Below are 12,591 nucleotides of genomic sequence, written 5' to 3'. Positions count from 1 at the left end.
ACAAATTCCTGTATTTTACAGGAATTTTTCTTTTAATTTATCAAAGACAACTTTATCTACAGGTAATGAAAAAGGATTTATTGCGCTGTCGATAGGAAGCCATTCTGTTTTTTCTATGCAAGGATCAAGAATCAGAAAATCTTCTTCATTCAGAATTTTTACCAGATAATATATAGTAAGCAATTGCTCATTTTCTCTGAAACGGGAAACCAGAAAATTTTCCTGAGTATAAAAATGGTCTACAATCTCTATTTTTACATTCAGCTCTTCATCAAACTCACGATGTAGGCAATCGGTTAATCCTTCTCCGTATTCCAATCCGCCGCCGGGAAATTTCAGTAAAGGTTGTCCTGCATATTCTTCGAAAAGTGTCAGCACTTTATTGTCTTTTATTGCACATGCATACACTCTTACGTTGATCTTATCTATCATGTATAATATTTTGTATAGCTAATTTAAGGAATTTTGCTGAAAATGAATGGATGTTGGATGATGGAAGTTTTCTACTAATTGTTTACTACGCAAAATCCAAACTTCGAGCTTCCATCATCCAACTTATAGCTTTACAGCATTAATCATTTCTCTTTTCCCGGGAGGACCTTGTTTTTTTTCAACTTTAAAATCGAGCTCTTCCAAAATTCGCCTTACGCTTCCTTTGGAGGAATAGGTTGTTAATAATCCGTTTACAATCATTTTGTCGGAAACCATTTCAAATAAAGGCTTTTCCCAAAGATCCGGCTGTACTCTTGCGCCAAAACAATCATAATAAACAAGGTTTATTTTAGGTAAATCGATGGTTTTCAAATCGAAAAAGTCACATTGAATCTTTTTTAAATTAAATCCTTTAATAATTTCAGATGACTCATTCCATTCTGTCTGATGAATTTTACGATAAATTTCTGTGAACTTTGAGTCATTAAAAAGCTCATCGTAAGCCAAATTTTCAATTTCACTTTCATTTATGGGGTATTTTTCTAGCGTAAAATAGTTTATAATATGATTTTTGTCAGTTTTTAAATATTCATTAATAGTTACTAAAACATTTAAACCTGTTCCAAAACCGAGTTCTAAAATGTTAATTTCGTAATCATTTGTTAAGTTTAATCCATTTTTGATAAAGACGTGTTCAGCTTCCTGCAATGCGCCATGATGCGAATGATAGTTTTCATTTAATTCACTGATAAACAATGTTTTGCTTCCGTCTTGTGTGGTCTTGATTTCTCTTTTCACAGGATTTTTTTTCAAATTTAGTCTAAAATTTTTATTTTTAGAAAATTATGTTAAATTTGTGGAACATCATAAAAATTTTAAGAAATGATAATTCAAAAAACAGAAAACTCTAGAATTACTACTTTCGATCCCAATAATTTTACTTTTGGAAATACTTTCAGCGACCACATGATCATTTGTGAGTATGAAAACGGTAAATGGGGTGAAGTAAAATTGGTTCCTTATGGTCCGCTATTATTTACGCCTGCAATGATGGGAGTAAATTACGGACAGGCTTGTTTCGAAGGAATGAAAGCCTATAAAGATCAGGACGGACAGGTTTTCCTTTTCAGGCCCGAAAAGAATTTTGAACGTATCAATAAATCTGCAAAACGTTTGGCAATGCCTGAAGTTACAGAAGAAATGTTTTTGGATGGCCTTAAAGCATTGGTAGATATCGACAGAAACTGGATTCCTCAGGGGGAAGGAATGTCATTATATATTAGACCATTAATTTTCGCTACCGAAGAAGCTTTAAAAGCTAGAGTAGCTAATAAATATATGTTTGCAATCGTGGCAACACCTGCAAAAATGTATTACACCGAGCCGGTTTCAGTAAAAATTTCTGATCATTATTCAAGAGCGGCAAGCGGCGGAGTAGGATCTGCAAAAGCTGCCGGAAATTATGCTGCTTCTTTTTATCCGACACAATTGGCGATAGAAGAAGGATATGAGCAAATCATTTGGACAGATGACGCAACTCATGAATATTTTGAAGAAAGCGGAACAATGAATGTTTTCGTTAGAATCAACGATACAATTTATACACCTCCGACTTCCGAGAAAATTTTGGATGGTGTGACGAGAGACAGCTTTATACAGCTTGCTAAAAAAAGAGGTATTGAAGTGAAAATAGAACCTATTGCCGTAAAAACTGTAGTTGAAGCTCAGAAAAACGGAACTTTAAAAGAAGTTTGGGGAGTTGGTACTGCAGTGGTAACTACGGTTTTCCAGGCGTTGGGACACAACGGAGAAAAATTGCAGCTTCCCGTACTTTCTGATGACGAAAGCTACGCAGCAATGTTGAAAAATGACTTGGTAAGCTTACAGACCAACATCTCTGAAGATCCGTTCGGATGGAGAGTTTTGGTAGAAAAAGACGTTTTGGAAACAGCTTAATTTTCAACTGATCAAATATATATGAAGCCAGGATTTTTTCTTGGCTTTTTTTATGCTAACTATTTTCTTTTTATCTCGCAGATCAAGCTGATTGAGCAGATTTTATTTCAAGATATGAGTAATTGGCAAAATTTAAGTTACATAATTTAAAAGAGCCTGAAGTGATGTTTAAATGATATTATTAATACATCTTAATGGTTTAGAAAATAATAAATTCATCAAGTTTTGTTATTCATTCCCGAAATGTGTATTTTCGCAAAAGTTTTTATGAAAAAAATATTTCTCATATCAGTAATCGGGCTTTTAAGCTGCAAAAGAAATACACAGGTTCATCCTCCTGTGGGCGGCGTGCTGAGCCAAAAAGATCTTGATGTTTCCCGAAACCGCACAAAAAATCTTAATACTCTGGAAAGACAACAGATCCAGGATTGGATTAGCGGACAGGAGATTAAATTTTATCCGACACAGCTTAATTACTGGACAACGGTGGAAGGTTTTGACAAAAGACAGAAAAGACCTGACGAATCATTAATTTCATATTCTTATGACTTATATGATTTTGACCAAACTAAGATTTATAATAAATCTATTCAAAGAAATGATGCGAGATTCGGGCATTTTGATGAGCTGAAAGCAGTAGAAAATGCATTGAGATACATGAATGACGGTGAAGAAATAACGCTTTTAGTTCCTTCTTCGCTGGCTTACGGAACTTATGGAGACGAAAACAAAATTGATAATGATATTCCTCTAATTATAAAATTAAAAGTTCTATAAATGAAATTGTTTAACAAAAATATAATTCTAGCAGCGGCAAGTGTTTCGTTGCTGAGCTGTACACCAATTTATAAGAAAATGAACGTAGACAAAGAAACTTACGAAGGGCTTAAAGACGGACTTTATGCTAATCTTCAAACTACAAAAGGCAACTTGATTGTAAAGTTTGAAGACAAAAAATCACCGGTGACTGTGGCTAACTTTGTTGGTCTTGCAGAAGGTAAAATTGAAAACAAAGCGAAGGCAAAAGGAGTTCCTTTCTATGACGGAACTATTTTCCACAGAGTGATCAAAGATTTCATGATCCAGGGAGGAGATCCTCAAGGAACAGGAATGGGAGATCCGGGATATAAATTTGATGATGAAAAAAATGACCTTAAACATACAGGAAAAGGTATTTTGTCAATGGCAAATTCAGGCCCGAATAGCAACGGTTCTCAGTTTTTTATTACTGAAGTGGCTACACCTTGGTTAGACGGAAGACACACGATTTTCGGTGAAGTAGTGAAAGGTGACGATGTGATCGACACAATTGCCAATGTAGAAAAAGGTGCTCAAGACAAGCCGAAAACGGATATTGTTTTGGAAAAAGTATCTATATTCAGCAAAGGTGACGAATATAAAAACTACGATGCAGCAAAAACTTTCACAGAAGGTAAAGCAAAGATCGCTGAAAACAATAAGGCATTTTTAGCTAAAGAAGAAGCTGAAAAGAAGAAAAAAGAAGAAGAATTCAAAGCCAATCAGCAAAAAATGGTTGATGATGCAAAAGCAGGAATGCAGGTAACTGAATCTGGCCTTTATTACAAAATCACTAAAAAAACTGAAGGAAAATCTCCTAAAGCAGGTGATAATATTTCTGTACATTATGCAGGGAAATTGGTTGACGGAACTGAATTTGATTCTTCATTCAAAAGAAATGAGCCAATCGAAATTCCTATCGGAATGGGAAGAGTAATCAAAGGTTGGGATGAAGGAATTTTATTACTAAAAGAAGGCGAAACTGCCACATTATTGATTCCACCAACAATGGGTTACGGAGAAAGAGGCGCTGGGGGAGTGATTCCACCAAATGCATGGTTGATTTTTGATGTAGAGTTGGTAAAAGTACCTTAATCAAAAATTTTTATAATATATTTGAAAGCCGTTTCGCAAGAGACGGCTTTTATTAATTTGTAACTAAATAAATTATGATGAGAACAAAATTATTAGCATTAACGTTCCTTTTTCTTTCGTTTTTTTCTTTTGCTCAAACTAAGGTAAACGCTGATGATCAGGCGATCAGGAAATCAATTGTGTATTTTGTAAATACGATCAAATATAAAAAGCTGGATCAGACTGTGGACAGTATTTATCCTAAATTTTTTACAGTTGTGTCCAAGGAACAAGTGACGCAGTTTCTGAATATGACGTATAATAATCCTTTTGTAAAGATTGATATTCAGGATATGAAATTTAGTTCGGTGGAGAAACCGGAATTGATCAATGGAGAATATTTTTCAGTGGCAAGCTATTTTTTAAAACTGAAAGCAAATGCAGCCTCCATGAACGATGACATGAAAAAGAAAATAGGAGAGATGCTTACTGCAAAATATGGTAAAAGCAACGTAAAATATCTAGCCGATGAAGGTTCCTATCTCATCAACGCACCCATGAAAGTCTGTGCGGTTTCAAAAGATAAAAAAAACTGGAAGCTGGTAATTCTTGAAAAAGAATATAAAAATCAACTGGTAAAAGTGTTGCCGACTAAAATTTTAGCGAAAATTTAATTATATTCAAATAACTGTTTCAATCTAAAAACTTAAAATAAAATATTATTTAGCACAAATTTCACCATGAAAAAAATAATACTTCTATTATTTATACTTTATATTAATGTAGTTTTTGGTCAGGGAAAACGGTTTTTTGAAAGCGGAGTGGCGGAGCTTAAAAATCCTGTTGAAAAAATAAATCTTACCTATATTCACCAAATTCCTTTAGTAAAAGTTTGGATCAACAATAAGTCTTATCAGTTTATTTTCGATACCGGCGCTCCAACCGTAATTTCTACAGAAATTTATAATGTGCTTAATCTTAAGAAGAAACATAGAACTAAAGTTGGAGATTCACAGAAAAATAAGCAGGAACAGATTTTCACAAAGTTGCCTGAAATGAAGGTTGATAATGTAATTTTTACAAATATTGGAGCAATAGTTATCGATCTTAAAAGTCCGGAATTTGGATGCATGAATATCGACGGAATCATCGGCGCCAATCAAATGGCAAAATTATTTTGGAGAATAAATTACTCGGAAAACCTTATCGAAGCTACAAAAGATCTGAATAATTTCTCAACGGAAGGCTATGAAACAATATTTACTTTTAAGCCAAAACCTCAAAAAACACCTGTTGTAGAATCTGAAATACTGGATAAAAATATCGAGCTAACGTTTGATACGGGATTTACGGGAAAATTAAAAGTTTCTGAAAACAATTATGATCCTAAAAACGGAAAAGTGAAGTTTGTCGAAATGTACGGAACAAATTCTGTCGGAGCTTTCGGCGCCGGAAAGCCTATTTCTTCGTATATTTTTAAAGCGGATGATATTATTATTGAAGGTCAAAAGTTTGAAAATGAAATAATAATGACAGGGAATTCAAATCTTATAGGAAACGAATTCTTCGAAAAATTTAAGTATATTCTCGACTGGAAAAACAATAAAATCTACATGCAGCGTATTAAAAATAATCCTGCAAAGCTGGAATCATTCGGTTTCGGATATCGGTTTATTGATCTTAAGGCTGTTGTTGTCATGGTATTTCGTGAAAAAGATTTTCCATTAAAAACGGATGATATCATTCTCAGTATTAATAACGTAAGTTTTGAAAATTTAAATGAAGAATCTTCTTGTCATTACTTTTTGAACAGAGTTGAAAAAGAAACAAATTCAATAGATATTAAGATTAAACGTGACGGTAAAGTTTTAGATTTTAAATTAAATAAAAAGGAATATTTGAATTAATAAAATATTCTTACCAGCTTTTATCAACGATAAAAACCATTTGTGTCATTACGATTGCACCCAAAAGCAATTCTCTTTTATTGACTTTATCAAAAGTATCTTCAGCCGAATGATGATAATCAAAATACCTTTGTGTGTCTACAACCATTTCGATCAGAGGAATATCTAACTTTTTGAGCGGTACAATATCCTGAATAGCATAAGTCTGGTCAAAATCATATACGCCATACGGAAGGAAATATTGTTTCCAAGGATAAACCAGGCGCCTTCTTTGCGGCGACATATCCAAAGAAAAACCTCTCGGTGAATATCCTCCTGAATCTGTACCTAAAGCAAGAATGTGCTTTTCTCCTTTCTTTTTGACATAAGCGGCATAGCTTTCCCGGCCGTGTCCGCCATTTTCGCTATTGGCATATAAAACGACTCTTATCGTATGATTGTTATCTAATCCCAAAGCTTTAAAAGTTCTTAAAACTTCGAGGCATTGCACAACTCCGGAACCGTCATCATGAGCGCCTTCCGCAAAATCCCACGAATCGAGCTGAGCACCCAAAACAATAACTTTAGAATCTTTTTTCCCGGGAATTTCACCAATAATATTATAATTGATTGTTTCGCCTTTGGATTCGGCAGACATATTGAGTTTTGCTTTTACGGTTTGCTTTTTTAAAAGCTTTTCTAGTTCATCAGCAGATTTTACTCCAATTGTTACAGCCGGGATTTTAGCCTTATCATCCGGCTCGTAATAAATTTGTTTAGCATGGGGAATATCGTTTGAAGCTGTTGTCAAAGATCTGATGATTAAAGCTTTTGCACCTTTCTGACCAATAACGGAAGCGGCAAGAAGCTTTGACTTGGCCGCAATCAGGTAAGAATCTACAGTATTTACAATCGTTTGATCGATCGGATAATTAACAAAGATAATTTTGTCTTTTACGTCTATTGATTTCAGGTTGACCCATTCATGAACATCATTTACCATCAATATATCGCCAATAAGATCTTTACCTTTCGTACCTTCCGAGTTTCCAAAAGAAAGCATACGGATATTTTTCCATTCTCCGTTTGCCGTTTTTATATGTAAAGATTCTCTTCCTCTTACCCAAACGGGAACTCTAACTTCCTGTTTCCAGATGTTTTCGGCACCTGCTTCTTTAAGTTTTCTTTCGGCCCATTCTGTAGCTTTTGCATAGCCCGGAGTTGCACTGAATCTTGGGCCTACGCCTTTTGTTAGTTCACCCAGATTATTATATGCGGCGCCATTCACGAAAATTTCATCAGAGATTTTTTTGAACTCGTCTATATAATTAAATTTCGCAATTGGGGTAATTTTTCTTACTGTTCTTTTCTGAGAAAATAAAAATCCACTCAAAAAGAGTGGAAGTATGATGAGTAAGATTTTTTTCATTTTTCCTGACCTTTTTTCTTTTCGGTGCATAAAAATAAAGAAAAATTTATGAATTATTGTTTCATATCGTACATTAATAAAGCAGTAACAAGCTTTGGCTCGATAAATGTACATTTTGGAGGCATGCTTAGCCTTAAATCTGAAATTTTTATCATATCGTTAAAGCTTACAGGATACACTCCGAAACCTACTTTACCTTCTCCGGCGTCTACCTTTTCTTTTAAAAGCTTTATTCCGTTCAGGCTTGAAGATCCCTTTATATAGCTGATCTGATCAGAACTGTCCGAATCTTCAATTTTTAAAATATCTTTAATAATGTATTTATCCAAAAGATGATGATCAAGATTATCTAAAGACATTTCCTGCGAACGAAGGTCATGTTTCACATGAAGAGAATAGAATTTACCATCCAGATACATCGAAATATGGAATTTCTGGGAAGGATAATAAGGAGTTTCTTCTTTTTGGTGAATCAGGAAATATTTTTCAAGCTCTTTCAAAAACTCTTCAGTAGTAAAGTCGCCGATATTATTTACAATTCTATTATAATCATGAATTTTGATCGACTGGTTGGAAACGATAAAGCTGTACACAAAATTATAAGCTTCCGTACCGTTGTGTTTTTTATTTTTTTCTTTCTGACGTTTTGCATTAAGAGCGGTAGAACCAATTCTGTGGTGGCCATCGGCAATATAAAATGCGTCGATTTGGTCGATTACTTCTTTGAACTGTTGAAGCTTCAGGCGATTATCAATCCTCCAGATTTTGTGACGTATTCCCACCGAGTCTGTATGATTGAAAATTGGAACGTTTTTTTCCTCATGTGTCATCAGTAATTCGATTTTAGAATTGGAAGGGTAGGTAAGCAATACAGGCTCAGCCTGAAGGTTTACTTTTTCCAGGTAATGAGCCAGCTTTTCCTTTCTGTGCGGAATGGTGCTTTCATGCCTTTTTATTTTTCCGTTCCAGAAGTCTTCAATGCTTGCAAGGCCCAAAAGTCCTCTGAAAACCTGTTTGTTCGGATAAATCTGCTCATAAAGATAATATGATGAATTGTCCTGCACAAGGGTTTTCTCATCAAGCAGTTCTTCAAAAGTAGATCGTATTTTCCTTAAATTCCTGTCGACATCTTTAGATTTACTTACAACATAGGGTTTTATCATGTTGATATAAGTCTTTTCAACCTGCGCTTTTTCGGCGATTTCAGATTGAGTGAAATTATCTAAAGGATGAGTTGGAAATGTAGATTCATGATCTTTATGAGGTCTTATTCCACGGAAAGGTTTAAAAACAGGCATATTATATTTTATAATTTCTTTTTAATCTCAATAATTTGTTCTGCAAGCTCCACACCTATTTTTTCTTGTGCATCAACAGTGTTTCCGCCAAGATGTGGTGTAAGAGAAAGGTTGGGGTTCATCAATAAAATCAGTTCAGGTTTGGGCTCGTTTTCAAAAACATCCAACGCAGCTCCAGCTACTTTTCCGGATTCTATAAAATCAAGTAGAGTAACTTCGTTGATAACGCCGCCTCTTGCAGTATTAACTATATAGACACCATCTTTCATTTTTTCAAATTGAGCGGTATCGATGATATATTCATTGGTTTTAGGTGTATTAATACTTATGAAATCTGTGTCTTTCAGGAAAGCTTCCATATCATTGGTGGAAGTGATTTCAAAATTAACGGTCTGTCCGTCAAAAAAACTCAAACTAATGTTTTCGGTTCTGGGCTTTCTGGTAAGAACTTTCACTTTCATTCCTAAAGAAATGCCTATTTTTACGACTTCCTGGCCAATGCTTCCGAAGCCGATTACTCCTAAAGTTTTCCCCGAAAGCTCATAAGCATTGCTGAAAGATTTTTTCATTGCATTAAAATGAGTTTCCCCTTCCAAAGGCATTAATCTGTTGGATTCGTGAAGAAATCTTGCCAACGAAAAGAAATGTGCAAAAACCAATTCAGCGACCGATTTTGAAGATGCTGTAGGCGTGTTTATCACATACAAGCCTTTATCAATAGCATATTCTACATCAATATTGTCCATACCAATACCGCCTCTTCCGATGATTTTCAGACCCGGACAAGCGTCAATCAAATCCTGTCTCACTTTCGTTGCACTTCTTACGAGAAGAACGTCAACATTATTTTCATTGATAAAGTTAATAACGTGATCTTGCGCAACTCTGTTGTTAAGAATCTCGATTCCGGCTTCTTTTAAAGCAAGTTCTCCTGCTTTTGAAATTCCGTCATTAGCTAAGACTTTCATATTGTATTTTTTTAGATATTTAGATTTCAGATCTTAGATTTCAGACTTTTTTGTCTTTTATCTCATGTCTAAAATCTTTTCATCTTTTTTATTTTTTTTGCGTTGCCTAATTTAGTTTATTTTATTGACTTCATTACATCCACCAAAACTTGTACACTTTCAATCGGTAAAGCATTGTATAAACTGGCTCTGTAACCTCCTAAACTTCTGTGTCCGTTTAATCCGTTGATTCCCGCAGTTTTCCAGGCAAGATCAAATTCTTCTTTTTTACTTTCGTCAATCAGCTGGAAAGAGACATTCATCAACGAGCGGTCTTCTTTTTTGCAGAAAGTTTCAAACAGAGGATTGTTGTCTATCTCGTCATACAAAAGTTGGGCTTTGGCTTCATTTCTTGCTTCAGCTGCAGCAATTCCTCCATTGTTTTCCAAATATTGTAATGTGAGCAAAGATGCATAAACAGGGAAAACCGGTGGCGTATTATACATTGATTCTTTTGCAATGTGCTGAGAATAATCTAATATCGACAGCATATTTTCTCTTCCTGTTTTGCCTAAAATTTCTTTTTTGATAACTACTAAAGTTACTCCCGCCGGACCCATATTTTTCTGGGCGCCTGCATAAATTAAGTCAAACTTTGAAAAGTCTAATTGTCTTGAAAAAATATCAGAACTCATGTCGCAAACCATCAAAGTATCTACTTCAGGGAAAGTTTTCATTTGAGTTCCGTAGATCGTGTTGTTTGATGTGCAGTGAAAATAATCATATTCTGAACCCACTGTATAATTTTTAGGAATAAAAGAGTATTTTTCTTCTTTTGAAGATCCCAAAACATCTACCGTTCCTAATTTTTTTGCTTCTTTAATGGCTCCTGCAGCCCATGTTCCGGTGTCCAGATAAGCTGCTTTTCCACCAACTTTCATCAGATTGTAAGGTACCATTGCAAATTGTAGACTTGCACCGCCGCCTAAATATAAAACTTCATAATCATCACCCAAATTCATCAATCTTTTTACAATCGCACGAGCCTCATCCATTACCGCTACAAAATCTTTACTTCTGTGAGAGATCTCAAGAAGAGATAGTCCGATTCCGTTAAAATCCAAGATCGCTTCTGCAGATTTTTGATATACTTCGTTTGGTAAAATACATGGTCCTGCGCTGAAATTGTGTTTTTTGCTCATAATTTACTTTGTTTTTTAAGAAAATAATTCTTTATTAATAATATTGTGAAGTTTTCTGAAATATAAAGTTAAAAAAACCGTCTCATCATTCATGAGACGGCGTAGTTTATTCACCGTGTAAAAATACTTTTTTGTTAAGCAGTGCTTCTTCAGATTCCACATGATCTTCGTCCGGAACACAGCAATCTACCGGGCAAACGGCTGCGCATTGTGGCTCTTCGTGGAAACCTTTGCATTCTGTACATTTATCTGTTACAATAAAATAAACATCATCATTTACCGGCTCCTGAGGCGCATCTGCATCTACCGTCAATCCCGATGGTAAAGTTACAATACCTTTCAATTCTGTCCCTTCGGAAGCTTTCCAATCTACTGCTCCTTCATAAATCGCATTATTTGGGCATTCCGGTTCGCAGGCGCCACAATTAATGCATTCATCAGTTATTTTAATAGCCATCGCTAATTTTTTTTAAATTTGCACAAAATTACAAAATATTCCTCAATTTTACAGTAATTATGAATACGGAAAAGCAAGTTTTAGGACTTATTGAATTAAGTAGATATATAAAAGCGTTTTTAGCAAAAAATTCTGAAGATTTTAATGAAAAAGATTCTGAATTTGAATCCCTGTTGAAAAGATCAGAAATAGAAAATCCATGGTTTACCATTGAAAACCAGAAATTCGCCTTGAAACAATGGTCGGATCTGCTCACGGAGGAAAAGCTAAATGATTGGCTAAAAGCTTATTCAACATCAAAAACAACAAAAAAGGTAGGTTTGATCCTTGCCGGCAATATTCCTTTAGTGGGATTTCACGATGTGATTTCTGTAATTTTGAGCAATCATATACCGTTGATCAAATTATCATCGAAAGACAAGAAGATGCTTCCGTTTCTTTTAAAAAAATGGAAAGAGTTTTCTGATAACGAAATTGAATATGAATTTGTTGAAAGACTTGCGGGTTTTGATGCCGTAATTGCGACGGGAAGTAACAATACGGCAAGATATTTGGAGTATTATTTTAAAAATCATCTGAGCATTATCCGAAAAAACAGAACTTCTGTTGCCGTTTTGAAAGGTGATGAGACGGAAGAAGAATTGAAGCTTTTGGCGAATGATATTTTCCAGTATTTTGGTTTGGGATGCAGAAATGTAACCAGACTTTTTATTCCGCAGGATTTTGTTATTGACCGATTGTTTGAAAGCTTTATAGATTTTAAGGAAGTTATTAATCATAATAAATATGCCAATAATTACGATTATAATCGGGCGGTTTATCTTTTAAACCAGGATAAATTCTGGGACAATAATTTTGTGATGATGAAAGAAGATGAAAGTCTTTTCAGTCCGCTTTCTGTGATCAATTTCAGCAGATATTCTTCTTTAGATAATGTGAAAAATTTTATTGCTGAAAACAACGAAAACATTCAGTGTATTGTTGCTAAAGATGAGCTTGATTTAGAATCAATTCCTTTCGGGGAAGCGCAAAATCCGGAGCTTGATACTTATGCAGACAACGTCGATACGATGAAATTTTTGGAGGTAATATAATAATAATATCTTTGTATC

13 protein-coding genes are annotated in these 12,591 nt (G+C 34.6%); 6 read left to right on the top strand and 7 right to left on the bottom strand.

Annotated features, from left to right (window positions below):
• Positions 1 to 15: 15 nt before the first annotated feature.
• Positions 16 to 432 (bottom strand): NUDIX domain-containing protein, encoded by a 417-nt coding sequence (locus AC6CHK_RS07735; protein ID WP_498095060.1) that lies wholly within the window; start codon positions 430 to 432, stop codon positions 16 to 18.
• Positions 433 to 555: 123 nt separating this feature from the next.
• Complete coding sequence (gene mnmC2, locus AC6CHK_RS07730; protein WP_498095124.1) at positions 556 to 1,230, bottom strand: tRNA (5-methylaminomethyl-2-thiouridine)(34)-methyltransferase MnmC2; 675 nt, start codon at positions 1,228 to 1,230, stop codon at positions 556 to 558.
• Positions 1,231 to 1,314: 84 nt separating this feature from the next.
• On the opposite strand from mnmC2, the gene AC6CHK_RS07725 reads away from it, so the two are divergent.
• The 5 genes from AC6CHK_RS07725 (at position 1,315) to AC6CHK_RS07705 (ending at position 6,167) form a co-directional block, all read left to right on the top strand.
• Positions 1,315 to 2,388: a branched-chain amino acid aminotransferase gene (locus tag AC6CHK_RS07725; RefSeq protein ID WP_498095059.1), complete on the top strand. Its 1,074-nt coding sequence runs from the start codon at positions 1,315 to 1,317 to the stop codon at positions 2,386 to 2,388.
• A gap of 267 nt (positions 2,389 to 2,655) precedes the next feature.
• Positions 2,656 to 3,165 carry an FKBP-type peptidyl-prolyl cis-trans isomerase gene (locus AC6CHK_RS07720; protein ID WP_498095058.1) on the top strand — a complete coding sequence of 170 codons (510 nt, stop codon included), beginning with the start codon at positions 2,656 to 2,658 and terminating at the stop codon, positions 3,163 to 3,165.
• Between the two features lie 78 nt (positions 3,166 to 3,243).
• Complete coding sequence (locus AC6CHK_RS07715; protein WP_498095123.1) at positions 3,244 to 4,281, top strand: peptidylprolyl isomerase; 1,038 nt, start codon at positions 3,244 to 3,246, stop codon at positions 4,279 to 4,281.
• 74 nt (positions 4,282 to 4,355) lie between these two features.
• A complete protein-coding gene (locus tag AC6CHK_RS07710) occupies positions 4,356 to 4,934 on the top strand; it encodes a hypothetical protein (RefSeq protein ID WP_498095057.1) in 579 nt (192 codons plus the stop codon).
• Positions 4,935 to 5,000: 66 nt separating this feature from the next.
• Positions 5,001 to 6,167, top strand: coding sequence for an aspartyl protease family protein (locus AC6CHK_RS07705; RefSeq protein ID WP_498095056.1), 1,167 nt, complete (start codon positions 5,001 to 5,003; stop codon positions 6,165 to 6,167).
• A gap of 10 nt (positions 6,168 to 6,177) precedes the next feature.
• On the opposite strand, the gene AC6CHK_RS07700 is transcribed toward AC6CHK_RS07705, so the two are convergent.
• The 5 genes from AC6CHK_RS07700 to AC6CHK_RS07680 form a co-directional block, all read right to left on the bottom strand.
• Complete coding sequence (locus AC6CHK_RS07700; protein ID WP_498095055.1) at positions 6,178 to 7,575, bottom strand: M28 family peptidase; 1,398 nt, start codon at positions 7,573 to 7,575, stop codon at positions 6,178 to 6,180.
• Positions 7,576 to 7,628: 53 nt separating this feature from the next.
• Positions 7,629 to 8,873: a DUF1015 domain-containing protein gene (locus tag AC6CHK_RS07695; protein ID WP_498095054.1), complete on the bottom strand. Its 1,245-nt coding sequence runs from the start codon at positions 8,871 to 8,873 to the stop codon at positions 7,629 to 7,631.
• 8 nt (positions 8,874 to 8,881) lie between these two features.
• Complete coding sequence (locus AC6CHK_RS07690; RefSeq protein WP_498095053.1) at positions 8,882 to 9,841, bottom strand: D-2-hydroxyacid dehydrogenase; 960 nt, start codon at positions 9,839 to 9,841, stop codon at positions 8,882 to 8,884.
• A gap of 116 nt (positions 9,842 to 9,957) precedes the next feature.
• Complete coding sequence (gene serC / locus AC6CHK_RS07685) at positions 9,958 to 11,022, bottom strand: 3-phosphoserine/phosphohydroxythreonine transaminase (RefSeq protein WP_498095052.1); 1,065 nt, start codon at positions 11,020 to 11,022, stop codon at positions 9,958 to 9,960.
• A gap of 106 nt (positions 11,023 to 11,128) precedes the next feature.
• The gene (locus tag AC6CHK_RS07680) at positions 11,129 to 11,479 is read right to left on the bottom strand and encodes a 4Fe-4S binding protein (protein ID WP_498095051.1); all 351 of its coding nucleotides are present in this window, start codon (positions 11,477 to 11,479) and stop codon (positions 11,129 to 11,131) included.
• A 59-nt stretch (positions 11,480 to 11,538) separates the two neighbouring features.
• On the opposite strand from AC6CHK_RS07680, the gene AC6CHK_RS07675 reads away from it, so the two are divergent.
• Positions 11,539 to 12,573 (top strand): acyl-CoA reductase, encoded by a 1,035-nt coding sequence (locus tag AC6CHK_RS07675; RefSeq protein WP_498095050.1) that lies wholly within the window; start codon positions 11,539 to 11,541, stop codon positions 12,571 to 12,573.
• Positions 12,574 to 12,591: the final 18 nt, after the last annotated feature.

It is taken from the genome of Chryseobacterium sp. GQ58 (assembly GCF_059758895.1).
This window is presented reverse-complemented; position numbering and strand designations above follow the sequence as displayed.